Annotated in this window: 28 protein-coding genes; 13 read left to right on the top strand and 15 right to left on the bottom strand. The window is 46.1% G+C overall.

Annotated features, from left to right (window positions below; genetic code table 11):
* Positions 1 to 138: 138 nt before the first annotated feature.
* The 8 genes from nadC to BM122_RS00915 all read left to right on the top strand — a co-directional run bounded on the left by nadC (position 139) and on the right by BM122_RS00915 (position 12446).
* Positions 139 to 990: a carboxylating nicotinate-nucleotide diphosphorylase gene (gene nadC, locus BM122_RS00955; protein WP_074902807.1), complete on the top strand. Its 852-nt coding sequence runs from the start codon at positions 139 to 141 to the stop codon at positions 988 to 990.
* Positions 991 to 993: 3 nt separating this feature from the next.
* A complete protein-coding gene (locus BM122_RS00950) occupies positions 994 to 3081 on the top strand; it encodes an NAD(+) synthase (RefSeq protein ID WP_074902804.1) in 2088 nt (695 codons plus the stop codon).
* A 40-nt stretch (positions 3082 to 3121) separates the two neighbouring features.
* Positions 3122 to 4309 (top strand): class I SAM-dependent rRNA methyltransferase, encoded by a 1188-nt coding sequence (locus tag BM122_RS00945; protein WP_074902803.1) that lies wholly within the window; start codon positions 3122 to 3124, stop codon positions 4307 to 4309.
* Positions 4310 to 4498: 189 nt separating this feature from the next.
* Complete coding sequence (locus BM122_RS00940) at positions 4499 to 5326, top strand: ABC transporter permease (RefSeq protein ID WP_074902802.1); 828 nt, start codon at positions 4499 to 4501, stop codon at positions 5324 to 5326.
* Complete coding sequence (locus tag BM122_RS00935) at positions 5316 to 6668, top strand: ABC transporter ATP-binding protein (RefSeq protein ID WP_074902798.1); 1353 nt, start codon at positions 5316 to 5318, stop codon at positions 6666 to 6668. The genes BM122_RS00940 and BM122_RS00935 overlap by 11 nt, the downstream gene beginning before the upstream one ends.
* Positions 6669 to 6692: 24 nt before the next feature.
* Positions 6693 to 9014, top strand: coding sequence for a methyltransferase domain-containing protein (locus tag BM122_RS21415; RefSeq protein WP_083398263.1), 2322 nt, complete (start codon positions 6693 to 6695; stop codon positions 9012 to 9014).
* Between the two features lie 154 nt (positions 9015 to 9168).
* The gene (locus tag BM122_RS00920; protein WP_074902796.1) at positions 9169 to 10392 is read left to right on the top strand and encodes a glycosyltransferase; all 1224 of its coding nucleotides are present in this window, start codon (positions 9169 to 9171) and stop codon (positions 10390 to 10392) included.
* Complete coding sequence (locus BM122_RS00915; protein WP_074902795.1) at positions 10389 to 12446, top strand: HAD family hydrolase; 2058 nt, start codon at positions 10389 to 10391, stop codon at positions 12444 to 12446. Before BM122_RS00920 ends, BM122_RS00915 begins: the two co-directional genes overlap by 4 nt.
* Before the next feature lie 21 nt (positions 12447 to 12467).
* Here the strand turns inward: BM122_RS00915 and BM122_RS23040 are convergent, their stop codons facing one another.
* From BM122_RS23040 to BM122_RS00900, 4 genes are all read right to left on the bottom strand, one after another.
* The gene (locus BM122_RS23040) at positions 12468 to 12605 is read right to left on the bottom strand and encodes a hypothetical protein (RefSeq protein ID WP_177198009.1); all 138 of its coding nucleotides are present in this window, start codon (positions 12603 to 12605) and stop codon (positions 12468 to 12470) included.
* Positions 12606 to 12626: 21 nt separating this feature from the next.
* A complete protein-coding gene (locus BM122_RS00910; RefSeq protein ID WP_074902793.1) occupies positions 12627 to 13175 on the bottom strand; it encodes a DNA-deoxyinosine glycosylase in 549 nt (182 codons plus the stop codon).
* Positions 13159 to 13782, bottom strand: a complete 624-nt coding sequence (locus BM122_RS00905) for a hypothetical protein (protein ID WP_074902791.1) — start codon at positions 13780 to 13782, stop codon at positions 13159 to 13161. Before BM122_RS00905 ends, BM122_RS00910 begins: the two co-directional genes overlap by 17 nt.
* 104 nt (positions 13783 to 13886) lie before the next feature.
* Complete coding sequence (locus BM122_RS00900; protein ID WP_074902789.1) at positions 13887 to 15635, bottom strand: hydrogenase maturation protein; 1749 nt, start codon at positions 15633 to 15635, stop codon at positions 13887 to 13889.
* A gap of 505 nt (positions 15636 to 16140) precedes the next feature.
* Between BM122_RS00900 and BM122_RS00895 the strand changes: the two genes are divergently transcribed.
* On the top strand, positions 16141 to 16344 hold the full coding sequence (locus tag BM122_RS00895; protein WP_046850114.1) for a cold-shock protein: 204 nt from the start codon (positions 16141 to 16143) through the stop codon (positions 16342 to 16344).
* A 103-nt stretch (positions 16345 to 16447) separates the two neighbouring features.
* On the opposite strand, the gene BM122_RS23035 is transcribed toward BM122_RS00895, so the two are convergent.
* The 4 genes from BM122_RS23035 to BM122_RS24715 form a co-directional block, all read right to left on the bottom strand.
* On the bottom strand, positions 16448 to 16615 hold the full coding sequence (locus BM122_RS23035; protein ID WP_177198008.1) for a hypothetical protein: 168 nt from the start codon (positions 16613 to 16615) through the stop codon (positions 16448 to 16450).
* A gap of 255 nt (positions 16616 to 16870) precedes the next feature.
* Positions 16871 to 17086, bottom strand: a complete 216-nt coding sequence (locus tag BM122_RS00890; protein ID WP_074902787.1) for a hypothetical protein — start codon at positions 17084 to 17086, stop codon at positions 16871 to 16873.
* Positions 17087 to 17108: 22 nt separating this feature from the next.
* Positions 17109 to 17480, bottom strand: coding sequence for a calcium-binding protein (locus BM122_RS00885; protein ID WP_074902785.1), 372 nt, complete (start codon positions 17478 to 17480; stop codon positions 17109 to 17111).
* Between the two features lie 48 nt (positions 17481 to 17528).
* Positions 17529 to 17696, bottom strand: a complete 168-nt coding sequence (locus BM122_RS24715) for a hypothetical protein (RefSeq protein WP_256211818.1) — start codon at positions 17694 to 17696, stop codon at positions 17529 to 17531.
* A gap of 30 nt (positions 17697 to 17726) precedes the next feature.
* Here BM122_RS24715 and BM122_RS24710 point away from each other — a divergent pair, with 30 nt between their 5' ends.
* Positions 17727 to 17891 (top strand): hypothetical protein, encoded by a 165-nt coding sequence (locus BM122_RS24710; protein ID WP_256211817.1) that lies wholly within the window; start codon positions 17727 to 17729, stop codon positions 17889 to 17891.
* 179 nt (positions 17892 to 18070) lie between these two features.
* Here the strand turns inward: BM122_RS24710 and BM122_RS23900 are convergent, their stop codons facing one another.
* Entirely contained in the window at positions 18071 to 18427 is a 357-nt protein-coding gene (locus BM122_RS23900; RefSeq protein WP_218151947.1) for a hypothetical protein, read from the bottom strand.
* Positions 18428 to 18468: 41 nt separating this feature from the next.
* Positions 18469 to 18765 carry a phospholipase D-like domain-containing protein gene (locus BM122_RS23895; protein ID WP_218151946.1) on the bottom strand — a complete coding sequence of 99 codons (297 nt, stop codon included), beginning with the start codon at positions 18763 to 18765 and terminating at the stop codon, positions 18469 to 18471.
* A 391-nt stretch (positions 18766 to 19156) separates the two neighbouring features.
* On the opposite strand from BM122_RS23895, the gene BM122_RS00870 reads away from it, so the two are divergent.
* On the top strand, positions 19157 to 19360 hold the full coding sequence (locus tag BM122_RS00870) for a cold-shock protein (RefSeq protein WP_046850109.1): 204 nt from the start codon (positions 19157 to 19159) through the stop codon (positions 19358 to 19360).
* 84 nt (positions 19361 to 19444) lie between these two features.
* Here the strand turns inward: BM122_RS00870 and hypE are convergent, their stop codons facing one another.
* The 3 genes from hypE to BM122_RS00855 form a co-directional block, all read right to left on the bottom strand.
* On the bottom strand, positions 19445 to 20434 hold the full coding sequence (hypE, locus tag BM122_RS00865) for a hydrogenase expression/formation protein HypE (protein ID WP_371264872.1): 990 nt from the start codon (positions 20432 to 20434) through the stop codon (positions 19445 to 19447).
* Between the two features lie 77 nt (positions 20435 to 20511).
* Positions 20512 to 21639 carry a hydrogenase formation protein HypD gene (hypD, locus tag BM122_RS00860; RefSeq protein WP_074902780.1) on the bottom strand — a complete coding sequence of 376 codons (1128 nt, stop codon included), beginning with the start codon at positions 21637 to 21639 and terminating at the stop codon, positions 20512 to 20514.
* Between the two features lie 5 nt (positions 21640 to 21644).
* Positions 21645 to 21884 carry a HypC/HybG/HupF family hydrogenase formation chaperone gene (locus BM122_RS00855; protein ID WP_074902778.1) on the bottom strand — a complete coding sequence of 80 codons (240 nt, stop codon included), beginning with the start codon at positions 21882 to 21884 and terminating at the stop codon, positions 21645 to 21647.
* Between the two features lie 237 nt (positions 21885 to 22121).
* Here BM122_RS00855 and BM122_RS00850 point away from each other — a divergent pair, with 237 nt between their 5' ends.
* Positions 22122 to 22589, top strand: a complete 468-nt coding sequence (locus BM122_RS00850; protein ID WP_256211816.1) for a L,D-transpeptidase — start codon at positions 22122 to 22124, stop codon at positions 22587 to 22589.
* A gap of 222 nt (positions 22590 to 22811) precedes the next feature.
* On the opposite strand, the gene BM122_RS00845 is transcribed toward BM122_RS00850, so the two are convergent.
* Positions 22812 to 23054 carry a hypothetical protein gene (locus tag BM122_RS00845; protein ID WP_074902777.1) on the bottom strand — a complete coding sequence of 81 codons (243 nt, stop codon included), beginning with the start codon at positions 23052 to 23054 and terminating at the stop codon, positions 22812 to 22814.
* A gap of 255 nt (positions 23055 to 23309) precedes the next feature.
* On the opposite strand from BM122_RS00845, the gene BM122_RS00840 reads away from it, so the two are divergent.
* Positions 23310 to 24965 carry an AAA family ATPase gene (locus BM122_RS00840; protein ID WP_074902775.1) on the top strand — a complete coding sequence of 552 codons (1656 nt, stop codon included), beginning with the start codon at positions 23310 to 23312 and terminating at the stop codon, positions 24963 to 24965.
* A 202-nt stretch (positions 24966 to 25167) separates the two neighbouring features.
* Here the strand turns inward: BM122_RS00840 and BM122_RS00835 are convergent, their stop codons facing one another.
* Entirely contained in the window at positions 25168 to 26739 is a 1572-nt protein-coding gene (locus BM122_RS00835; protein WP_074902773.1) for a lipase family protein, read from the bottom strand.
* Between the last annotated feature and the right edge of the window lie 54 nt (positions 26740 to 26793).

Raw genomic sequence — 26793 nt, 5'->3', positions numbered from 1 at the left:
ATTAGCCATTTCATCTGATTATGGGTGAAATAAATGATGAATTCGAACCGGCTGAATCAAGACCGAATCAAGAGGCAGCCAATTGCTATACAATGAGATAATGACGAGTAGAGTGATATAGTGAAGATAGAGTATTCCATGATCGGGCATGAAGAAATCAAGAAGCATGTGAGTTTGGCACTAGCAGAAGATATTGGCGCAGGTGATCTGACTGCATTATTGGTCCCTGCAGATAAAGCTCTGACGGCTAGCGTGATCAGTAGGGAGCAAGCAGTATTGTGCGGTGCGGCCTGGTTCGAAGAATGTTTCCGGCAGCTATCTCACGCTATCAAAATAAACTGGTTGGCCCAGGAAGGCGAGAAAGTTCAAGTAGATCAAAAACTGTGTGAAATAACAGGAAACGCCAGAGCCCTGTTAACGGCAGAACGCACAGCATTGAATTTCCTGCAAATGCTTTCTGCAGTTGCCACCCAGACGCGGCGCTATGTTGATGTCATTTCAGGCACAGGTGCAGTGATTGTCGATACGCGCAAAACTTTGCCCGGATTAAGATTTGCACAAAAATATGCAGTGAAATGCGGCGGCGGGAGTAATCACCGTTTCGGATTATACGATGGCATTCTCATCAAGGAAAATCACATTCTGGCTACGGGAGGAATTCAGCTGGCTTTACGAAAAGCCAGGGAAATCACGCCCCCTGGCGTATTTATTCAAATTGAGGTTGAAACGCTGGATGAGTTGCAACAAGCACTCCATGCAGGGGCCCCCATGATCCTGCTGGACAATTTCGATCCTGAAAGATTGCGCCAAGCGGTTGCATTGAATCAACAACTCACAGGTAAACGCGCTATTCTTGAAGCCTCGGGCAATATCACTCTGGCAAATGTGCGCACGGTAGCGGAAACAGGAGTAGACAGAATTTCTATCGGCAGTCTGACTAAAGATATCAAGGCATTGGATTTATCGATGCGCTTTCTGCCGACTGTTTAGCCTATGCCAACACATTCAGAATTTTTTAATTTATATCGTCACGGCTTTGTCCGCGTCGCTGTCGGGATACCTGATCTGCGCGTGGCTGATCCAGCATTTAATGCTGCTGCCACCATCACGCTCATGAGACAGGCGGTTGAGCAACATGCCATCCTTGCTCTCTTTCCGGAGTTAGGGCTGACGGCTTACTCATGTGAAGACTTATTCCATCAACAGACCTTGCTTGCAGGCGCGATGGAGGCACTCAGCAGAGTGTTAGAAGCTTCCGAGCAACTTGAACTGATCACAGTGGTCGGCTTACCGCTGCAAGTGAACCATCTACTTTTCAACTGCGCTGCGATAGTGTATCGTGGTCGCATTCTGGGTGTCGTCCCCAAGACTTTCCTTCCCAATTATCGGGAATTCTATGAGATGCGGCAATTTGCGCCGGCTACCGCCGCTTGCTGCGACACTATTTCGCTATGCGGCCAAAGCGCCATCCCCTTTGGCGAAAAACTGGTGTTTCTGGCCAAGAACCAACCTCACTTCCGTTTCTTTACCGAAATTTGCGAGGATCTATGGGTGCCTGTCCCACCTTCATCTCATGCCGCGTTGTCCGGCGCTACCCTGCTGCTCAATCTTTCGGCCTCTAACGTCACGATTGGCAAACAGGAATATCGTCATAACCTGGTAGCCAATCAATCAGCGCACTGCCTTGCAGCATACCTTTATACCGCAGCCGGTACGGGTGAATCGACTACGGATCTTGCCTGGGACGGTCATGCCATGGTTTATGAAAATGGGATTCTCCTGGCTGAATCCAGCCGATTTCATGACGGTTCACAATTAATTTTTGCGGACGTGGATCTGGATCACTTGGTTCAGGAGCGCATGCGGCAAAACAGCTTTGGTCAGAGCGCGCAGTATTATCGAGAAGAAATTCAACAATTCCGTAAAATTTCCTTTGAGATCACCTTACCCACTAACGCCCGGCTACTTTGCCAGCGCCAGTATGATCGCTTTCCTTATGTTCCTGCCGATCCTGCCACACGCGATAGCCATTGTTTTGAAGCTTACCATATTCAAGTGCAGGGTTTAGTCAAACGGCTGAAACACACAGGTATCCACAAGATCGTGATTGGCGTCTCAGGAGGGCTGGATTCCACTCATGCGCTCATTGTGGCAGCCCGCGCGATGGATGTACTGCACTTTCCACGCACGAACATTCTCGCCTATACCATGCCCGGCTTTGCTACCAGCGAACATACCTTGACCAATGCCACAGCCCTCATGCAAGTGCTTGGCTGCGCTGCGCATCAAATCGATATCCGGCCAAGTTGCGAGCAAATGCTGCGGGATCTCGACCATCCATTCATTCATGGTGAACCGGTCTATGATGTCACCTTTGAGAATGTACAGGCAGGTGAACGTACCAATCACCTTTTTCGTCTGGCAAATTATCACCATGGCTTGGTGCTTGGTACGGGAGATTTGAGTGAATTGGCTTTGGGTTGGTGTACTTATGGCGTCGGCGACCACATGTCACACTATGCCATTAATGCGAGTGTACCCAAGACACTGATTCAATTTCTGATTCGCTGGATTGCTGATACTGATCAACTTGGTCATAAAGTCAGTCTCGTCCTGCATGCCATCCTGGACACAGAAATCAGCCCTGAACTCGTTCCAGGAAAAACAGAGAGTAATCAGCCTGCTCAACGCACGGAAGCCATCATTGGTCCTTATGAATTGCAGGATTTCAACTTGTATTACATCACCCGCTTTGGTTACCTGCCGAGCAAAATTGCTTTCCTGGCCTATTGTAGCTGGCGTGACCGTACACAAGGCCGCTGGCCTGGCATACCTGAATACAGGCGGAACCAGTATGATATTGGTGAAATCAAACAATGGCTACATGTTTTTGCCTACCGCTTTTTCCAGATCAGCCAATTCAAGCGCAGTTGCATCCCCAATGCACCCAAGGTGGGTTCAGGTGGTTCACTTTCACCGCGTGGAGATTATCGAGCACCCAGCGATAGTGAAGCAACCCTATGGCTTGATAACATTGCACAGATTCCCGATGCTGCGCCAGAAAACAATTTATCCAAGTAAGCAACCATTTGATTGCCGAGAACTCACTAGCTAAAGCTTTATGAAGAAAATCATCCTCAAGGCAGGGAAAGAAAAATCCCTGTTGCGTCGGCACCCATGGATCTATTCGGGTGCAATTAGTCGTGTAGAAGGTCATCCGAGCGATGGTGACACTGTCCAGATATATACGAGCCAGAATGTTTTCCTTGCCCATGCAGCCTATAATTCCAAAGCACCGATTGCTGCTCGCGTTTGGTCGTGGCAACAAGATGAGCGTATTGATGAAGCCTTCTTTTACCGAAAATTAACTCACGCATTGCGATTTCGCAAAGATCTGGGCTTGTCTCAGTTTAGTACGGGCTGCCGCTTGGTGCACGGTGAATCCGACGGCTTGCCTGGCTTAGTAATCGATCAATACGATCGCATACTGGTTTTCCAGATTGGCAGTGTAGGGGCAGAACGCTGGCGGGAAGTGATCCTGGATATTTTAAAGGATTTATGTCACCCCATTTGTATTTACGAACGCTCCGATACCGATGTACGTGAATTAGAAGGCTTGATTAAACATACTGGTGTGCTGTGGGGTGAATTGCCCCATGATCTGATTATTGAAGAAAATGGTCTACATTTTGCTGTGGATGTCATGGCTGGACAGAAAACAGGGTTCTATCTGGATCAGCGCGATAATCGTGCCAAAATCGGCACCTTGGCAAAAGAAAAAGATGTGCTCAACTGCTTCTGCTACAGCGGCGGTTTTTCTGTCTACGCCAAGCGAGGGGGCGCCAAGTCAGTCCTGTCAGTGGATTCATCAGAGGAGGCATTGAAACTCGCACAACGCAATTTTGCCTTGAACGGACTGGCAACGGATTCCCAAGAATGGCAATGTGCTGATGTATTTCAAATGCTGCGTAAATTGCGTGATCAGAATCGAAAATTTGATCTGATCATTCTTGATCCGCCTAAATTTGCGCCAACGGCTTCGTTTGCGGCTAAAGCAGCGCGTGGATACAAGGATATCAATCTACTCGCTTTCAAATTACTCAGACCTGGCGGCATATTGGCAACCTATTCCTGCTCAAGTGGAATCAGTAGTGATCTGTTTCAGAAAATCATCGCTGGGGCTGCTTTGGACGCCGGTATCAGTGCACATATTATTGAACAGCAGATGGCAGCGCCAGATCATCCCATCTTGCTTAGTTTTCCGGAAGGTGCCTACCTCAAGGGACTTATCTTGAAAGTATCAGATTAAATCTGAGCATGGCTGTCATTACTCGCAAATGAGCGTGCCTGCAATTATTGTCAGGATTATGTAATATAGTATTAAGATATTTCATTCCAATCTTCTATGCCATCAAACTATCCAATCGAATCACCTTTCAGAAGCTTTTTGATACCTTGCAAGCTCACCAAATATATTCATAAGCTGGAGTTTTAAAAATTGAATCCGCACGCAGCCCGATCGATTTCTCCCTTTGTATTACTTAACACGCTCAAGACCAACCGGAGTCTAATTTATAATCTGATCAAACGTGAAGTAATTGGTCGTTATCGCGGATCTATCATGGGGTTATTGTGGTCATTCTTCAATCCCGTACTCATGCTGACTGTTTATACATTTGTATTCAGTGTGGTTTTCAAGGCACGCTGGATGGGTGGTACTGAATCCAAAACAGAATTTGCCTTGGTGCTTTTTGCGGGGCTTATGCTTTTTAATTTATTTGCAGAGTGCTTAAATCGAGCACCCAGTCTGGTTCTGGGGAATGTCAATTATGTTAAAAAAGTCGTCTTTCCGCTCGAAATACTCTCTTTTGTAGCCATGGGTTCTGCTGCTTTTCACCTATTGATTAGCTTATTTGTCTGGTTGGTGTTTTACTTGATTTTTTTCGGTATTCCCCAAGCCACTATTGTACTGCTACCTGTCCTGTTGATCCCTTTCTTTTTGATGACTCTGGGATTGAGTTGGTTTTTGGCTTCGCTAGGCGTCTATCTGCGTGATGTCAGTCAAATTATTGGGGTAATGATGACTGCACTCATGTTTTTATCGCCCATTTTTTACCCTATCGCTGCTTTGCCTGAAGAATATCACTTATTTATGCAAATCAGCCCGTTAACATTCACCGTTGAACAAGCCCGGGACGTGATGATTTGGGGTAAAGGATTGGATTGGGGTGCCTGGGCGATGTACATGTTACTTGCCGCAATCATTGCTTGGTTTGGATTTGCCTGGTTCCAGAAAACACGCAAAGGATTCGCAGATGTCCTCTGAGATTGCCATCAAGGTTGAGAACTTAAGCAAGTGCTATCACATCTATGCAACCCCGCGTGATCGATTGAAGCAGTTTATCTTTCCTCGACTTCGCCGCTTTGTTGGCGAAGCAGGACAACAGTACTTCAAGGAGTTCTGGGCATTGAAAGATGTTTCATTCGAAATCAAAAAAGGTGAGAGCATGGGCATTTTGGGCCGAAATGGTTCAGGGAAATCCACCTTATTGCAGATTATTGCAGGGACATTAACGCCTACTGCCGGGACAGTGGAAACTTTTGGGAGAATAAGTGCCCTGCTTGAACTCGGCTCTGGATTTAATCCGGAATTCAGTGGAAAAGATAATATCTATTTGAGCATTGCCCTGCAGGGATTTGGTTCAGATCAGATTGATAAGAAATACGAAGATATTGCTGCTTTTGCTGATATCGGTGAATTTATTGAGCAACCAGTAAAAATCTACTCTAGCGGGATGTATGCGCGTCTAGCGTTTTCTGCAGCTATTCACGTCGAACCGGATGTGTTGATTGTGGACGAAATATTAGCGGTGGGTGATGTGCCCTTCCAACAGAAGTGCATCAAGAAACTTTATCAAATGATGGATGATGGCGTTTCCATTTTGCTGGTTTCCCATGATGCCTATCAGATTCGCTCAATTTGTCGAAAAGCCCTGTTGTTGCAGGAAGGAAGGCTGCGTATGTTTGAGTCTTCCGAAAAGGTCATGGACGAATATATCGCCTATTGCTCCGCGGCTGGTTCAAAAGCCAGGGCTGAAAAGGCTGAGTCATCAGATCCCGCTCCTCATCCTTCGAATATTGGCGGGAACGCTGCTTCCTCTGGTTTCGCTATCGTTATTAAAAACCCTACGTTGATTGCCGGTAATGTTCGGCATGCCACCGAGATTAACAGCTGTGACCCCGTCTGTATCGAGTTCGATTATGAAATACACGGCACCTATTCCGACACCATTTCGTTCGTGGTAAATTTGTATCGTGAAGACAACACTTATGTTTTTGGCACGACAACCAGAATGCAAGGCCTAGCCGAGTTTTCACCCGAAAGCGAGGCCCACGTCAGCGTATATTTTCCTTCGTTACCACTTGTTTCGGGCAAATATAAATGGCGGGTGGCTGTAAACGATGGTCGAGGTATGAGCATCCTGGCTGAAGCTGTTCCCGTCTGCCATTTTTCAGTGAATGATGACTTTAGAGCAGTGGGCATTGTCGATATCCCCCACACTTGGAGCCGAGAGGTGATTAGTTATGCGAATGTGTCGAGAACACAACGAGCTGGGAGCACGATCACCAAGACTTCGGAACGCCTCCCAGGGCAGTCAATATTGTAGCGCAACAAACTAAACATTAGCCGAATGGAACGCGCCACAATAGATTTATTTGAACGCTCAACCTTAAGAGACGAGCATTTCCATCGATATGCGCTTGCTTCTATGCTGGCTGAAGGTAAGGTGGTTGATTGTGCTTGTGGCATTGGCTATGGAAGTACCCTGCTAGGCAAAGGAAAAGCTGTTATTTCCTATCTTGGCATGGATCCTTCAGAGGAAGCCGTCCAGTATGCAACGGAAAATTATGCCAGGCCAGGTTTCACCTTTACTGTAGGTACGCTTGAGGATAATTCATGTGAAGCAGCCAGCATCGATACTTTTATTACACTTGAAACGCTTGAGCACACGCACGATCCTGAGATTTGCATTCGGAATGTTAGCCACGCCCTCAAAGCAGAGGGTCTACTGATTGGAAGCGTTCCGAGTGCTGACTATGAGGAGCTGTGCGAACGAGTATACGGGCCTAATCCCTTTCATCTGCATCGTTTTACTCACAAAGGGCTCGAGGATTTGCTCGGCCGATATTTTGATTCGGCTCGAATGTTTTCCGCTGAATTTACTGTGGGCACTCTTTTTCGTCCTCTCGATCTAAAGACATCTGACTCTTCTGCGGGGCAGATCATCTTACGTGACAACCATCTGAATAAGATCGCAGGGTCGCTGTTCTTTATTGCCGGCGGAAAGGCTCGGGTTGGGTCGGCCTTGAATAAGCTGGGTCTTATGCAAAAATTCCTCCAGAGCATACCTAAGATTGTGCTCGACCAGGAAGAAGTAGAACCCGTCAGAATATCCTTTCAGCGCGCGGAAAATATGATTCGCCAACGTGACGAAGCGATTGCCGCCCAAGCAAAGTTACTCGAGGAGCGCTGGGCTGTGATGCAATCGATGGAGGAGCAGATTTATCAACGTGACGAAGCGATTGCCGCCCAAGCGCAGATGCTCGAAGCGCGCTGGGCTGTGATGCAGTCGATGGAAGAGCAGATTCGCCGGCGTGATGAAACTGTGGCCCTGCAGGTACGAGGCATCAAAGGGTTCAAAAACGTGCTCAATGCCGTTTCTAAAAAAATAGGCCCTGAAGTTTTTTTAAAGATTCTACAAAATAAACAGCCTCCCTCCACGCCATTCCTCGACATGGCTTTCAGTCTTTACCTTTTTATAGCCAGGCTTTATCACGCGGCACTCAAAGCGAGCGCACAAGATTTATTTTTCTTCTCCCGCGAAGGGCAACCGCTTAAAGAGATGTTTGATCTCTATCAATCCTATAAAGACAATGCAGTCACTATCCGCACTCATTATCTTCAAGTGTCCAGGCGTTCTACTTTCCTGATCTCACTTGGGCCATTATCGCAAGAAAGATTTAATGTTCTTTTCAGGCAGTATCGCCGTATCGCGCTCGTTGATTTTTTGAAAAGTTTGGCACTCGAAGAACATACCCTTTCCCTGGCGAAAGCACTCGGGGTAGATGCCCGCGTTTTTGAGACTGTCAAAGAAGATCTGCCAAGTGACCCGCTCTTTCAAAATCTTCTCAAGCTAAAGATATTCCAGCAAATTTATGAAGAAGAACGCATCGCCAGAAGTACTGCTTTCGAACGCTACCTTGCTAGCCTGGCAGGCGGTTCAATACCTGAAGTGCTGCACGTGGTTGATGTCGGCTGGAAAGGCTCTATTCAGGACAATCTATTTAATTGGCTCAGCCATTTGTATGGCGAGAAAGTCAGAATTGAGGGCTATTATTTGGGGCTGGTGGCAAGCGGCGATCTTACTACCCGGAATGCCAAAACCGGCTTGCTTTTTTCCAATGTTAGTCAATTAACACCAGGCTTTTCTGTCTTTAACGAAAACCGCTCACTTTTTGAGATCATCCTTCATGCTGATCACGGCTCAGCCCAACGCTATGTATTAGATGCCAATGGGAATGCACAAATCGTGCAAGATGAATTTAAAGAAAAAAAAATGATTGAGGAAAAGGTATGGCCAGTTTCCCAACCTATTTTTGATTACTTTGGGCAGATTGCTGCGGCCTTGGCAAATACACCGCCAGCCGATAACGATTTGCTTAATCTGACGCTGAAACGGCATTCGCACATGGTTTTCCATCCATCTCAAGAGGAGATCGATTGGATATTTTCTGTTTATCATGTTGAAAACTTCGGTGTTTTCGAGGAATCCCGGTTCGATAACGCCAACCGTCGCGCTTCTCGATTAAGTCAGGTGATGTTTACTTGGCATTTGTTACATCGCCGTCGACCATCAGAACTGGGATCTTGGCCATGGCTCACTATCAAAACACGGGCGCTGCCAGGGTTAGACATGCTATATAGCTTGTTCCGGCGTTGGCAAAGACGCTGAAGGCGACCTTTGAATGGCGTAGCAATTTTTAATAGCAGGGTGCGATGAGGGTTTGATTGCTAAAATTTGATCAATATCTTCTCGAATTCTCTGTCTAAACATTGGTCTGTTGGTAAATATAATGAGTCTAATTTTTAGAATTTAACAAGAAGAGATGAAATTGTGTTTTCTTGTGGGTTCGATGGCTATCAGTGGTGGCACTTATGTCATCGTTCAGCACGCAGCTTATTTACGTGATCATGGATTCGATGTGACCCTTGCGGTACAAGAACCATTTTCCGCCTTAACGCTTGCCTGGCATGATGAGGCGCCGGCTTTGCGCTGTATTCCCATTGAAGAAGCCAAGAAAGAGTATTTCGATCTGATCATTGCGACCTGGTGGAAGACGGTTTTTGAGCTAGGTCATTTCCAGGCTAAACAATATGCTTATTTTGTTCAGTCGATCGAATCCAATTTTTATCCTGAGGAAGAAGTGCCCTTGCGAGCTTTAGTGGAAACGACATACCGCTTCCCCATCCTGTACGTGACCGAAGCGACCTGGATTCAGCAATACCTGGCGGAAAAGTTTGGTCATGCGGCCGTACTCGTCCGTAACGGTATTCGGAAGGATATCTATACGCCATCAGGAGCGGCAATTGCACCGCGCAACCTGACTCGACCGCCTCGCGTACTGGTAGAGGGACATTTCGGCGTTTCATTCAAAAACACCGCGCTAAGTATTCGCCTAGCGCGAGAATCAGGTGCAAGAGATATTTGGGTGCTAACGGGCTCCCCAGTCAGTTGGCTTCCTGGGGTAAGCAGGGTCTTTTCGCAAGTGCCCATGATAAAGACCCCCCAGATCTATCGTTCCTGCGATATTTTAGTCAAGCTGAGTACAGTGGAAGGGATGTTCGGCCCTCCTCTGGAGATATTTCATTGCGGCGGAACGGCCGTCGTGTTTGATGTTACAGGTCACGACGAGTACATCGTCGATGGCGTAAATGCGTGCGTAGTTTCTCGTGGCGATGCTGATGGAGTCGTCAGCATACTGCGTCGTTTGTTGTCAGATCGCGATACCTTGTCGCAACTGCAACAGGGGGCATTGTTAACGGCTGCTGTCTGGCCTTCTTGGGAAGAATCCTCAGCACAATTTCACCAATGGGTGGAAGACTGCCTGCAAGGATCGGCGCCAGATCGTTCGGTTCTGGTAGCTATGACCGAGAAAGCCTTTGCTGACTATTCGCACGATGAGCAATTACGGTTTGCCCAAAACCCTGCTATTATCCGTCGACACAAATTGAGTGCGCTTGCATCGCGATTTCCGCCCTCAGTGACCCGAAAGGTGAAACAGTTAGAAGCAATCGGTGAGGTGGTGTTGGGAAGGAGAACAGCATATTGAGGTATAAGCTCCGCACCATCGATGTCTGGGATACCTTGTTGAGACGAGATTGTCATCCAGAATGCATCAAGCTGGCTACGGCGCAGCATCTTCTTCTGGGGTGGCCGGATCATCTCAGGCCGGATTTCCAGGATCATTGGACGCTCTATCGAGCGCGCATCGACACTGAGCGCTTTCTCGCAGAGGCTGCCCGCTCTGAAGGGCAGGATGATGAATATGAGATTGGTACAGTCTTGCATCAGTGGTTATTGGCGATTTTTTTCAGACCTTTTGATACGGCGTTACCATTCAGGCTAGCGGAATTCGAATTGCAAGTCGAAATGGCTAGATCATTCAAGGACCCAGATATTGAGGATTTCCTGCAAGCTTATCCAGCAGAGCGTAATTATTTTCTCTCAGACTTTTATATGAATTCAAGCATGCTCGGACGCCTTTTGGAAGAAAAAGGGTTGGACGCTTTAGTTTGTGAAGGCATTGCCTCTTGCGAGATTGGTTTGAATAAGCGTTCAGGACGCCTTTTCCAGCATGTACACTCTCTTCATGGCATTTTTCCCAAGGAGCATGTCCATGTGGGAGACAATCGCTGGTCAGATATCGAAGCTGCTGAAAAGGCTGGCGTGACGGCTGTCCATTACCTGCCTGCCACCTCTCATGCTGAGCGGCTGGCTCGAGAGCAATTGTTCTCTTCTCGCGAAGCACTATTCGAATACATCAGAGGCTTGTGCGCCGACGAAGCGCTACAAATTAGCCAAGGTATGTCAGCTAAACAAGCTGCCGCTTTTCGACTTGGGGCTGATGCTGCTCCGCTTTTTATCGGTTTTGCTTTATGGATTGCTGAGCAAGCAATGGTAAAAATGCTTGATCAGATCCACTTTCTGACGCGGGAAGGTGAGTTTTTCCATCAGGTATATACTGCCCTGTTCCCTCAGCAAATATTTTTTGGGCATACCTTGCCGCCGTCAAAAATATTGGCAGTCAGCCGATTGTCAACTTTCGTCTCATCATTACGGGAAGTAACCATTGGGGAAATGTCCCGTATCTGGGACTTATTTAAGGAACAAAATATTGCAGGAATGTTTGTCACACTCGGCATCAATATTGCTGATTTCAAAGAAATCCTTGATCAGCTTGAACTAAAACCCGAGGATGTGATTGAAATTCCCCAACAAAACTCTGCTTTAAATAAACTCTTTGATGCACCAGAGTTTGTAAATGCGTTGCAAAACTCCATTGCTCGTCAGCAATCACTTTTGCGTGATTACTTGTTACAAAATGGATGGCAGTCCGATGCTAAAATTGGTGTTGTTGATATTGGCTGGCGTGGGACCATACAAGACAATCTTGCACTTGTTATGTCAGAGACAAATTTGCATGGCATGTATTTAGGTCTGCGGCGATTTGTCAATCCCCAACCTGCCAATGTTTCCAAGTCTGCTTATGGCCCCAACGAAAATATCAGCAGCGATGCTAATGATCTCTTTGAGGTTTTTGCCGCACTAGAAATGCTCTGTATGTCTGCCGGAGGAAGTGTGGTAGGTTACCGCCGAACCACTGATCAAATAATCCCCTGCCGCCAAGTCTCGGGGGATGAAAATGCTGCCTATGACCAGTTCACACATTACTTTCAACAAGGGATACTTCTGGCGGCTAATCATTGGCGGTTATACATAGAACGATACGTAGTAAGCGCGAGTGAGCTTCACGACACTGCGCTTAGAGTGTGGGCCACCCTGCGAAGCGCTCCCAGTGTGGACTTGGCGGAATTGTTCATGCAAACCCCGCAACATGATGTATTTGGGTTTGGTGACTTTTTTAACAGGAATCAAGCTCCGTCCTTAACCGCTATTTTACTGGCTCCGCTCGTCAAGGAAAGGCGACGCCAGTTGATTGAATTTATTCGACGCGTTCAATGGTCAGCAGCCATTCAGCATATCAATGGGCTTAGTCGCTTCCACCGATGGACGCTGGTTTTCACGTTTCGCTTCGCTAATCAAGTGAGGCGTCTGCGCATGAAAGTTCAGTGTTTCCGTAAGAGAGATGATGCAAAGATGTGAAGTAGTTATTCCATTTCCAAATCAAACATGACGCGAAGGCGGGCCGCGGACAGTATCAATAATACGGCAAGGTGAAGCCGACAAAGTCAGTTTTGATTTGGAAATGGAATAACCTGCGATGATGACGCTGCTCTTCAGGAATTCATGTTGAAATCTCATGCCAGTAGTCAGGCTCATCCATCATTGAGTGCGCTCCGTACTCCACCCGCAATGGTTAGCTTCCATGCCAATAGGCTTGAGAATCGCTTGCCAAGCCTTAAGTTTACCTTCAAAAGTTATTGAAGCATTAGCCGGACTGGTTGAAGGTAACCGGCTATAGCAGAGCGCATTACTCTTAATTCTTGGCATGACCAACTGCTTGAAACAGATTTCTGCTTTGGTACCATTAAAGAACAGTTGGGTGATATTGCGATGGCTATGGAAAAAATTTTCAAAATCATTGGCTATTTGCGTTTCAATTTCAATTCTTGCGTCCAGGCTACCGTTCCTTTTACAGGAATGGAGCACATCCCATAATGCAATACGCGCCGATTTCAACGCCTGAACTTTGCCAGCATAAGGTATCGCGGGATCAAAAGAGAGCAGTTCAGCCATGATGCGCCAGAAAACATTCTGTTTATGCGCATAATATTGCTCCGCAGCTAACGATGCAATTCCCGGCATGCTGCCAAGAATGAGGATTTTGGCATGCTCATCCGCGATGGGTGCAAAGCTATAAATCCTTGTCATCAACGATCTGTTCATGCTTGAAATACGTAACCCCCAAGATCGTGCTCGCGCCTGATGCATTGACCTGAGCACCTGCATGAGCCGAAATATTCAAAAAGCCACCCTCACAAAAACGGATTTCCTGTTCATGTAAGGGCTGACAGGAACGCGCTTTGTTAATGGTATTCGGCACATTCAAACAGGCCAGTTCATAAATTGCTTTTGCCCAAGCAGCTTCATTATCAGGAATAGGCCTATTTTTTTCTACCGAACTTTTGTTTCTGCCGCCACTCTCTTCGCGCAAATAAGTAATACTGCGATGCTTAGGGGTATCTTCCAGTTCTATTCGGTAAAGCGAATTCCGACCGCCAGGAAGAGGTGTTTCCTTGATGAAAGTCTTGATAAAAATCGAATTTCTTCGCTGAAAATAACCTGCTGCTTCCAGGATGACTGGAACATCTTCTGGCAGAGTACTCAATGAAATACCTTCGATTTCAAGATCAAGAAAATGCTGCAAGGGAAAGGAATCGCTGGATTCAGCACCTGCCGTTGCGAGTACAGTGGATGGTGGGAGCAGCAATAGGGTCATTAAAGAGAGAATGCTGGAACATTGACGAAAAAGAAGCATTTATTAATCCTCCAGTCAATTTTAGGAAAACCAGTGGCTGCTATCAGCCTATCACTTGGATTTTTAAGCTGCAAACATTGCTGAATTTGACTACATTGCCCATTCTAAATTCCCTCACCCGATTCCATTTTAAATCTCTGTCGATGTCGAGCAAGATAGAGTGGGGTCCAGGCGTGTGGGATACGGAAAACAAAATGATAGCGCGCAACATGGTAGCTGGGATCAAAACCGTAGAAATTAAGTTGCATCTGGTGCAATTCTTCCGCCCGATAGCTGTCCAGGGGTTTTTCACGTTCGTCCCGTTCTCGTTGCTGCTGTTTGCTTGCAAGGAGATGAGCATAATCAGTGCTTGCTGCTAGCTGTTGCGCAATCTGTTCGATTTTTTTACGGAAATCAGCATGATTTAACTCAAAATAGCCATCGATCAGACCCATTTGCTGTGCGTCCGCAGCATCGATTGGCAAACGGTTGTCAGTCAGCTCTTTGGCCTTCTTTTTACCGACCCGTTTAGGCAACAGATACGTCCAATATTCTGAACCATACAAATTACCCATACTCTTGTAGTGCGGATTCAGTATCACGCTTTTACGTGCATAAATCCTGTCGGCTGCAAGCGATAAAAATACCCCCCCTGCCCCCGCGTTACCCTGTAAAGCTGCAAGGGTAAGCTGGCGGGTATTGGTGAGGATGGCGCGCACTAGATCATTCATTGCATTGATATTGCGCCAGGATTCATCGGCGGGGCTCGCCGCATGCTCAATCAGATTAAGATGAATACCATTTGACCAGAAATCCGGCCCACCCATCAGCACGATTACGCGCACCTTGCTTTGACTAGCCATCAGATATGCTTCACGTAGCTGCTCGCATTGGCTGCTGCTCATCGCTCCGTTATAAAATACAAAATGAAGATAACCCACCTGATTGCTTTGTTCGAACCAGATATCGCGATAAGCTGCATAGCTACCCTCATTGCTGGTGGGCAACGGCTCAGGCGGTATTACGGGCACATCGATCATATGCTCGCTCAATACTACTGTGGCCGGTAATTTGAGAGTGGGTTCGGTGTCACTTTTGCGCTTCAGATGACCAATCCATACCGCTCCATCAATTGTCGCACGACAAATGGCACCCTGCCGTTGTGCTATCACTGCACCTGGCTTATCTCCATGGAGCGTCGCTTCTGCCCAGGCATCAAATAAATAGAAATGAGCACCATAAAGCGGATCGAGTACGCCTGGGAAACCATCTGCCGCAAATATTTTTTTCAGGACAGTATGCGTGTCATCCTGCTGCCATTCAATGGCACGATCAATCTGACGTATCGGCATATGTTGCTTCCCATGGTTATTGCCAAGCTGCTGACATGCCTTAGCGAGCGGTACTGGCTGATAAGTACCTGACAGAAAACGATCCACGGCAGTTAGCACAGCTTTAATAGCCGCCTCGGTTACTTCGTGCCGGTACAGACTGCTTTTGCTGGCAAAGCGCATCGAAAAGGTCTCATACGCCCAGATATCGCCTGCATCCATTTCGCTATTTGCCTGCAGTACCGTCACGCCCCACTCGCGATAGCCATGCATGATCGCCCAATCCAGCGCAGACGGACCGCGATCACCGACAATACCCGGATGCACCACAAAACAAGGTACGCTGCGCCATACTGTTTCAGGAATCGCCCGCTTGAGAAAGGGTGCAATCACGAGATCAGGGCGGTAAAGCTCGACCGCTTGCTCCGTGATTGAATCGCTGATATCGAATTCAAGCGAGATATCATGCCCGCAACGCGTCAACTCAATAAATAGGCGCTGCGCGAGGCTGTTGAAACTGTGGGTGAGAAAGAGAATGTTCATACAATTCGTTAACCCAGATGTTATTTTTTAGCTAAATATAAATATATTGCTTCATTCATTTTGGGAGCTTAATTCAAGTTATGCTCTGCCAAAGTGCGAATGGATCGCTGAATAGAGTGTAATGAAGGAATAATTCCATTTCTAAATCAAAAATGACACAAAGACGAGCCGCAGACAATCTCAATCAATAATACGACAAGGTCAAGCCGACAAAATAAGTTTTGATTAAGAAATGGAATAGCAAGAGCGCATCGAATGAGCCCCCTTATTTACCTTTGGTAATCAAACTTTCACAGCCATTTTTTGCAAGAACCTACATTCGCTATGCGTATGGAAACATGAAGGTATCTGGAACTTTACAATAAAATATATCTCATACTTTCGTCTATTGAATTCAAGTGATCAAAAAAGTGGTGCCTCTGGTTGACTCTTTTACCCTCGCATTCAATAGTCATAAATAAATCACCCTATGCATAAATTCATTAGATTAGAAAGGAGAAACAATATGGCAACTGGTATTGTAAAATGGTTCAATGACTCTAAAGGCTTTGGTTTTATCACGCCCGATAATGGTGGAGAAGATTTATTTGCACACTTCTCTGCGATCAATAGTAAAGGTTTCAAAACATTACGTGAAGCTCAACGCGTAACTTTTGAAGTAACCATGGGGCCTAAAGGTAAACAGGCAACCAATATTGTGCCTCAATAAGTATGAGCGCAACCAAATAAAAAACCCCGGTTTAGCCTAACCGAGGTTTTTTATCGCGGAAGTTTTTATCAAACTTTATTTTTTATTCTCGAGTGCGCATGCACTAAAGGCCACATACTTTTTTCGCCAATAAAATGGCATCGGCTCGATTTCTTTGTTGCGCAAGCTCACCTTGTGCAAAGCCTGTGATACGGACTGGATTTACCACACTCACGCACCATGCCTCTGCCACAAGGTTGGTTGATAGGCTTACACCGATCAGTAATAGCAAGATATGTAACTTTACTTTTATGCTGCAAGTCGAATTGCCATCCTATTCCTCAGACTTTAATTAATTTTTCTTGCCACCCAACGGCCTGCGCTATTAGCAGTCGGTAAGAAATTAGCAGTCGGTAAGAAATTAGCAGTCGGTAAGAAAAAAGTTTGGAAACGGAAATAGCCAAAGCTCTAGAACAAGCCCTAAAAACGCGCATAGTCCCTGCCATCCCGTGCACTCTGTATTAAGCGCACTTACAGGCTCCAAGATTTACCCATTTTTCCTGAACCAATCCTTCAATGCTTTCTCTAGCTCTTGCAATGCATCGTCAATTGAATCAATATTTGAATCACTTTCCCAGACCATGCCACCTGGATCAAGCGCGCGTACCACCGAATTGCTATATTCATCTCTTCCAATTTCTATCCAGCCTTGTTCTTCGGTCCAGCGGGTAATTGTTGGGTAGGAACCTGCAAACGTAGTCATTTGAAATTACTTTTATTTTGTCTCAACCGAGTTGATAACCGCGTTTTACCCAATAATGCCAATCGGCAATGGCTTCCTCAGTCCGCCCATCAATATCAACTGGCTCTAACTGTGCGAGTGGAACACCAGAACTTCGGCTTTGCCATTCCACGATAACGAACATTTCATGCATACAATCATCTTCAGGAGCCATTTTAATTACCGAAACCTTTTCACCTTTTTTGAGGGGAGAAATAAGCCTTGCTTCGATACAACAGGCTGAAAATGGGAAGGTAATTTTACCTTCCAAGTAGTAATACCACCCTAGCGCCTGCTCTTCTGGTCCATAGGCATCTACGATGACTTCATCCTCTATTCGGCATTCACGCTCTTCATCTCGTTCAATTTCTTTCATTTTAAAAATCTCTACTTTGGTTCAGAAGGGTGCGCTCACCGCCCAAACTCAGCCGCTGACTTGGAACGACGAAGGGGTCGAAGGGACATCGGCTGAAGCGCTTGGTTGGGCGGCGCCGATTCGATAGGATTCAAGATACCACTTCAATGCTGCTGACAGACGTGGAAACGAGTACAAGCCTGCTGTTCTCCACGACTCTGTGTTTATTATATTCATGTTCTGCTGCACCCACGCCAGAAGCTCGTCATGCGGAGCAAGATACCAAACACCACGATCTTGAAAGCAGATATACAAATCTTTGTTCATGTATTTTTTAGCCAGCGTACACCTACCCTTGAGCTGGACTTTCAAGAACTGTTCACCGTCGATGTGTTGCGCGATGAAATCTGCACCCTGCCAATCATCCGTTAGTCGAATGGTTGTGAACCCGTAGTCAGCAAGCACCCCCGACACCTTCTGAAAGTTGTATGACTCTTGCTGCCTCGCATTTAGCTCAGCGTAATGGACAGTTTGAAGCTTCATGACGCCGAACGTTCAAATACCTGGCCCGCGCGTCTTTTCGTGCAGATCGGTGGAATGATGGGTTGCCTTCATGGACGAAAGGCCTCGGGCCAGAGAAAGTACGGTCCATGTTTTGGACTCATCCGAAATTCACCACCTGCATCTTTTCCTTTCGTGGTGATGTAATTCTTCCCATCTCGGGCTTCGAGATAACCTGATTTGACTAGTTGCTCGATAAGTTCATTTGTTTTAACCCCGAGCTTCTGTGCCAGCTTAGAAGAAGTTAATTTGTCGCCGGACGGCTCTTCATTCTCTGAGATGATTTCCGCCTCCTTTTCGACCGTTTCGACAGAGATACGGATTTCGTCGCTGATGCGAATGATGCGCTGAGCTTCCTCATAAGCTTCTTTATATAGATCAGGATCTTCACTACGCCGGATGAGCACACCCATTTCGTTGTTGTTTATTTGGCTGAACTCGTAGAGGTTTAGGCTGGTAATAATGCACAGTTCCTCATTGAGGTAGCACTTGGCGTGGAGGTTCTTACAAAAACTTGTGCGGAGATAGGAAAGTGCAGTAAGCCAACTAATTTCACCGGCTGAAGCTCGCTCTTGCCGTAGACAATACGAACATCAATCTTCAAGCGATTCTTGTCTTCGAGAAGCTCTTTGATTCGATCATTTAGCCGAAGAAAAGGACTGATAAGAATCAGACGATCCCTGGCGCTCTTAATGAGTTCTTCGAGGAAATAATTCGTGGCGCTTGTGTTTAAGAATTTTGCCATCACAGTTACGAGGTTGATAAACGCTAAAGAGGGGGAGAACTAAATTTAGATCTCCTAAATAATACAATGTATTACGCCAAAAATGACATCTACACAACAAACTGCATGCTATCTCCTTATTTTTATAGAATTGTGTTGATTTAGCCTTCATCATCATAACAAACTTTGTCAGATCCATAAATATGATGAATGAATTACTGTTTTCCTGATCCTTTTGCTAGCTTTTGCTCTTGAATAAATACTTGAACTTTCTCTAAAAAAGCGTATCCTACTAACGTCTTTTGGATTCAAGTTGTTAAATGTGGTACTAATAGTTGACCCTTTTTCCTTGATATTCGATGGCTCTATACGGATGACCGTAATCATAAATTTATTATTAAGGAAATAGAACATGGCAACAGGTACTGTAAAATGGTTTAACGATGCTAAAGGGTTTGGTTTTATTACTCCAGACAACGGTGGAGAAGATTTATTTGCACACTTTTCTGCAATCAATGCTAATGGCTTTAAGTCATTACGCGAGGCACAGCGCGTGACCTTCGATGTTACGACCGGCCCCAAAGGTAAACAAGCATCAAATATTGTGCCTCAATAAGTTCGAGCACAAGTAAACCAGATACCCCGGATTAACCGGGGTATTTTTTTACCTGATGAAATCAAGTAATAATCACGAGCGTTTTTAACAAATACGCGGCAACTGTTCTCCACTCAACCAGTCAACCACCCGTTGGCCGCCAAAACTTGTTTCCATCTGCACAAAATGATGGGAATCTTCGATCACTTCGCCAATAATTGCTGCCTTACTACCCAGAGGATGCGCTTGCATCGCTTGCAGTAATGTCTCTGCCGCTGCAGCAGGACAGATGGCAACTAATTTACCTTCGTTGGCAATATAAAGCGGATCAAATCCTAAAAACTCACAGGCAGCTCTGACTTGCTCATGAATGGGAAGTTTATTTTCATACACCATCATGCCCACACCTGATTGGCGTGCAATCTCATTCAAGGTAGTCGCGAGCCCACCGCGTGTTGGATCGCGCAGCACATGAATCGTGGGAACAGCTTCTATCATACAGGCCACTAACTCATGCAAGGCAGCGGTATCAGACTGGATAGTAGTATGAAAAGTAAGATTTTCACGCAGTGATAGAATAGCGATACCATGATCACCGAGCGTGCCAGACACCAGAATCTTGTCGCCGGGCTGCGCGCGCTCGGCTGAAATTTGAAGATGCTCTGGCACGATCCCGACCCCGGTGGTCGTGATGAATATCCCGTCCCCTTTGCCTTGTTCGACTACTTTGGTATCGCCGGTAATAATAGATACCCCCGCATGTTGCGCCGCTTTTGCCATCGATTCAACAATACGCTTGAGATCAGCTAGCGGGAAGCCTTCTTCCAGAATAAAGCTGGCAGATAAATAGAGCGGCCTGGCGCCAGACATCGCTACATCATTGAGTGTGCCATGCACTGACAAGCTGCCGATATCACCACCCGGAAAAAACAGAGGTGACACCACGTGACTATCAGTCGACATCACCATGCGCCCTGCTGGCACTGAAAAACAAGCCTGATCATTCATCTGACGCAGAATGTTGTTATCAAAAGCGGTGAGGAATAAGGTATCGATTAACTGCATCATCATGCGTCCGCCCCCGCCGTGTGCCATCTCCACCCGACCGTTTTTGAAATCGATCGGGCGAATATAAGCCGCTTTGCTCACTTTAACAGGGTTTCCAATTGACATCATGCAATCTGGCGAAAACGGCCATAATTGTAATATGCCGCACATGCCCCTTCCGACGAAACCATGCAGGAGCCAATCGGGTTGTCAGGCGTACAAACAGTACCAAATATTTTGCAATCCTTGGGTTGCTTGATGCCGCGCAGAATGGCGCCACATTCGCATGCTTTATTATCAGCGATGGAGAGTGTGGGTATTTGAAAGCGTTTTTCTGCATCAAAATCACTAAAAGCTGACTTGATGCGAAGTGCGCTGTAAGGTACCCAACCAAGACCGCGCCATTCAAACACCCGTCGCAGCTCAAATACTTCTGCGACCAGATGCTGCGCCTTGAGATTGCCTTGATACGTTACTGCACGGGTAAACTCATTTTCCACCTCCGCCCGCCCTTCGTTGATCTGCCGGATAAGCATGAGAATCGCCTGCATAACATCCAGCGGTTCAAAGCCCGCAATGACTACAGGTTTCTGAAACTCTTCTGCGAAATACTCATAAGGTCGGCTGCCTATGACAGTGGAGACATGAGCCGGTCCGATAAAACCATCCAGCGGCACCCAGCCGAGCTGGCGCACTTCAGGAGACTGAAGGATGTGAGAAATGGCGGAAGGCGTCAGCACATGATTGCAAAATACACTGAAATTGGTCAAACCCAATGCTTGCGCTTGCTTGATCGCAATTGCGCTAGGTGGCGTGGTGGTCTCAAAACCGATGGCAAGAAACACGACCTGCCGCTGGGGATTTTGCTGTGCAATCTTGATCGCATCAGTACTAGAATAGATCATACGCACATCAGCACCTTGTGCCTTGACTTTCAGCAAACTCATACCGCGATGAGTCGGAACGCGCAGCATATCGCCATAACTGCATAAGATCACCTTCGCTTGCTGCGCCAATTGAATGGCATTTTCAATCCGTCCAACGGGCAAAACACAGACCGGACAGCCAGGTCCATGGATCATGTGAACGTTGCTCGGCAGCAGATCGGGTATGCCATAGCGTGAAATGGCATGCGTATGACCACCGCAAAATTCCATCAAATGGTAATGCCGCCGGGGATTTACTTCACGCATAATTCGGGCGGCAATTTTTTTTGCCAGCGCACCGTCACGGTATTCATCTATGTATTTCATATTGCTTACTCAGCAGAAAAGGGATCATTTTGTGCTTGCATTTCAGCAAACAGCGCCAAAGTATGTTCTGCTTCACTCGGGTCTATTTTCTGTAATGCGAAACCTACATGCACGATGACATAGTCGCCAGATTTGACATCTTCAACCAATGCTAACGAAACTTCTCGGCGCACTCCACTTAAATTGACTATTGCGCAACCTTCCGCGACAATTTCTTCTACGCAAGCAGGAATAGCGAGGCACATAATAAACTTAAATGAACTTAAATAATCAGATAATAATACATTTGAACAGGACAACTACTCCGGTTATTGCTAGATCACCTCCCAAAGAACCATAATAGCGTGATTCAGCAGCATTCACCAGACCAGAAAAATTTCTTTACCATTTTTTATATTTTTAAAATGTATAGCCGATTACTTGTATTAATTTTTTGCCTGTTCATTTCCAACCCATCCAGCGCACACAATCATGTCTGGATAATGGTAGATACCAAAACTTCTACCTTATCAGTCATGAAGGGAATGACACTAGAAGCTGTTTTTAACGATATCGCCATCGGACGCTTTGGTGCCAGCAAAGCCAGAATGATGGGTGATAACAGAACACCCCTTGGTAGCTTCAAGATCGATCGGATAAAAGAACCAAGCCGCTACTACCGTTTCTTCGGTCTGGATTTCCCGAATCGAGAAGCCGCTGATCTCGCTCTAGCGGAAAACCGGATTACTAAAGAAACGTGGCAATCGATTATCCATGCCATTGAGGCAGGAAGAACGCCTCCTCAGAATACGCCGCTGGGTGGTCATTTGGGTATTCACGGGCTCGGGCGAGGAGATCAACAGGTCCATGGGCTATACAACTGGACTAATGGTTGTATTGCACTAACCAATGCGCAGATTGATCAACTCAGCAAGTGGCTCAAACCCGGGGTGACTGTCGAAATTTGGTAACCATCTAGCAGTCTTGATTAAAAAAATGTATCGCTGAGTATTGAACTGTTTTTAGGGCGCATCTAAAAATTCAGAAGTCTAGACAAGCCAAGGCGAGAACAAAAAATGTTGACGCAGCATATAACTGATAGGTAAGGAAACATTTTTTGTGAACAACGAAGCATTGTGACGAAACGGGGTAAGCAGGCAATCCGCGAAGCGGATGCTCGCAAATATGAATTTTTAGAGGTGCCCTTTATACATTCTGTGCCCCATAGTTTCACTCCCTTTTAATTTTAAGCGTTCGATCGTAACATGGGACTTCCAGGCTTTTTTATTCCCTCTAGAAATTAAGTTTTCATCAGCCCCAGAAAGGTCACTTAAAGAAGCCAGCTCCTTCTTATTAACGTTCAGTTTGATCCGAGGAATGATAGTAATTTTGCAATGATGAATTTGCCGCCATTTTCCGCATAAAGCGGGTGCCACCTCCGCTGCTCTGTCAGGCCAACAATTGTTAGCCTAGAATTTATCGTCCCTATATCCTCTGACAACGCAAAATTCATTTATCCACATTTCTATAATAGATACTCATTCGTGTCTGGAGAATAAACTGGATAAGTCTCACTTTAATATTGCCTAGTATCAAACCTGATTTTCTTCAGTTTCACCTTCCCATATTATTTATACTGTCTGAATTCACCTTCGCGTCTATTTGATAGAAAAGATAGGAGGAGTATTGTCATGATCTTGCTCAAGCCAGCCCCTTTTTTCTTTTTCGTTCTACTTTCATCGGGTATTTGTGCACAACCAGTACCAGCAACTAAGCCTGCGGCACTGGCCACAACCCAATCTACTGAGTCACCCCCGTCAGATGAATCACTGTATGAACTGCTAGCTACCATCAAGGAAACTGAAAATGAGCGCACTGCTCTCAGCGAACAATTAAAAAACACTTCCAATCCAGCGAACGAACAACAAATCAAAGAACAATTGGAATCGCTCGATCAACGTTTATTCGATTTGAAGAACTCTTTTGAGGAGACGGTAACCGGAGGGCGAGGTCTTGCAACATTAGCCGAGAAACCGGAAGAAAAAACCCCATTCAACTGGAGGAAGGAATTAGAGGAGATTGTACGGCCATTAATGAATGATCTAAAGCAATTGACTGAACGACCGCGCAAGATGGAGCAGCTAAAAAGTGAACAAATACTGCAAGAAGATCACTTGCAGCTCGCTGACACAGCAATTGCCGAACTGGAGAAAACGCTTGCACAAAGCAAGCATTCATCAGTCAGGCACGCGCTTAAAGAACTGCTTAATCAATGGCAGGAGCAACGTAAAAATGCCGAAAGCCGTTTGCAACGAATTAATGCCCAACTGCAACGTTTAACTGCTCCTAGTGAGGGACTGGGTGAGGAATTGGTTACCAAATTGCAAAAGTTTGCTAGCGGACGTGGGCTCAATTTAGTATTGGCACTGGGCGGCTTTGTGTTGATCTATCTAGTGCTAATAGGCCTCGGGCGATTAATCAGCCGGCTGCCAAGTCGAAAGCATGAACCCGGAACACGACGACTGGCTCGGGCCATTGCCTTATTGCTCCGAACGCTGACCGTGACCCTGGCTTTATTTACCGCTATGCTTATTTTGTACGTTCGTGGCGACTGGCTGTTATTTGGACTCATGGTTTTGCTGATGATCACATTAACTTGGGGATTACAAAAGTCGTTGCCACGTTATATCCGAGAAATTCGCCTTCTGCTCAATATGGGTGGCGTCCGAGAAGGTGAACGCATCTTATACAATGGGCTACCTTGGAGAATTGCTTCACTTAACATCTTTTCAACACTGTATAATCCTTTGCTTCACGGTGGGTTACTGCGTCTACCTATCGATCGCTTGGTAGATTTGCAGTCGCGCCCGTACTCCCCGGAAGAACCCTGGTTTCCCAGCCAAGTAGGCGATATCGTCATTCTAGAGGGCGACATTTATGGCAAAGTATTGCTTCAAACCCCAGAAATAGTGCAAATGCAAATAATTGGGGCAACTACCACATTCACCGTAGCTGACTATCTTGGCAAAAAACCTCGTAACCTGTCGCGGGATGGTTTTGCTATACCGATCAACTTCAAGCTAAATTATCAGCATCACGAGATTATTCTGACCGACATTGTACCTACATTGCGCGCCTATCTGGAAGAGCAGTTGGCGCAACAACCCTTTCATCCTCATCTAACGGGCTTGCTGGTAGAATTCAATGAAGCGACAAATTCCTCATTAAATCTGCTGATCATTGGCATGTTTACGGGTGCCGGTGCTGAAGACTATTGGTCGATCCATCGTTTCTTGTACCGTACCATACTCAGTGCCTGCAATCATTACAACTGGGCGATTGCTTAACCATTTGCCATCTACGCAGCCATTACTACCTTTGGGCAATCATCCAACCTAGCACGTGTTGCTAACTATTAGTCATTCCATTTCCAAATAAACATGACGCGAAGGCGAGCCGCAGACAGTCTAAATAATACAGCAAGATGAAGCCGACAAAGTCAGGTTTGATTTGGAAATGGAATCAATCCAGGCTGGTACCCACGCTACGCTAGACAACAAAACCCAGCGGATCAAAAACGATTCCACTTTCCCTCAACTCGGCCAGCGTGATATTCGCTTGATTGAGCGGATGCTCTGCCGCGAATACACCCAATTCTCCAATGGATGTACCTGAATTCAGCAGATCAATGTATGGCTGCGCCTGTTCCGCTGTTGGCGCTGTTCCTATGAGGTTGCTCCAGAGTAACGAGGTCACTTGCGCAGGCGTATTGGCACTGGTTGCGGCGATAGCGAAAGCAGCAAGATCTTCATAACCATTATTTTTTTCTAGTTCAGAAAGGCCAATGGCCACATAATGAGCATTAGAAACACTTCCCGCGCCAAAAACAGCTCCAATCAATTTCGCAACCATCCCGGCCGAACCATCCATATCGAGCGCAAAAGCCATATCAGTAAAAATGATGCGCTCGATACCCCGAAGCGTATCGGTTCCTTCATTATTCGATCCTGCCGATTGATCAATTACGATCAACTCACCAGTTGGCGAAACTTGGTGAGTAAAATGAGAGCGGGCACTGCTGTAGAGGACATAATCGATTCCTCCCCCACCATCAATCATATCATTACCCAAACCTCCTTTAAAAATCTGTATATGTTGCTCTCCCGACATTTCGCCTATCATGCTGTCCGTGCCGCCACCGCCCAGCAGGACCTCAATGTTTTGACCTTCTTTTGCATTGACATTGTCGTTGCCATGAGTACCAGGAAAAATATTCATATCTCGGAACAAAGTGTTTGCATCCAATTGGGAAGTGATAAATTCAATGCTTTTCCGATAGTTGATTTCTGAGTCATCCAGTGGAATGAACAGTGCATGTTCTGATAATCCATCTATCCCGGAATCATCCACCCGTACATTAATAACCGAGCCACTGACTTCATATCCCCTCGCCTCTCCTGCTATCACTGCTTCATCGTCATTATGACGAATATTGACAAAGCGTTCTTCCGGTAATGCTTGAAAACGATTAGTACCGGGCGATCCAAAAGTTATCCCGATATATCTGGCATCAGCAGCACCATAGTCTTGCATGAAGAATTGTGCAGCGGCGCCTCCTAAGCTATGGCCAGTCACGAGCACCTGTTCAATACCTTGGCTATTAATATAATTGACGATCGATTGAAGGAAACTGATTTCATTATCGTTGTGCTCGTCGTTTAAAAGATCATAGTAACCCTTTATGTTGAAAACATTATTATTCCAATCTTTTCTGCCGTTTGTTGTAAAAAGATCATTAGAGCCCTCGAATGAAATGCCTAACATGCGTTTGCCGCCCAGCATAGTTAAACCAACCGTTGCCGAAGCATTGTCATTGTCATACCGCAACAAGCTCCCGCCTATCGTGCTGAATCGAGGGTCGTTTTCTGCAAAACCCAAAGCTGTGGCATCTAAAGGTACCCAGCTTTGAATACGTCCATTCACAGCATTGATGACCGGTTGGTCGTCGAGGTGGTTATCAGAATAAGCTCGTGCAGAAAGATTAAGTGCAGCAAGCATAATGTTGTCGAAATTTGTTTTAAGTTCGGGAATGGAACTGGCACTCCCTGCTGTTACTGCCATCTTTTATCCTCTTTATATCGAATCTCACTAGCGGTTACCTGGAGCCTATAACGC

Source organism: Nitrosomonas communis (assembly GCF_900114745.1).
Classification (GTDB): domain Bacteria; phylum Pseudomonadota; class Gammaproteobacteria; order Burkholderiales; family Nitrosomonadaceae; genus Nitrosomonas; species Nitrosomonas communis_A.
This window is presented reverse-complemented; position numbering and strand designations above follow the sequence as displayed.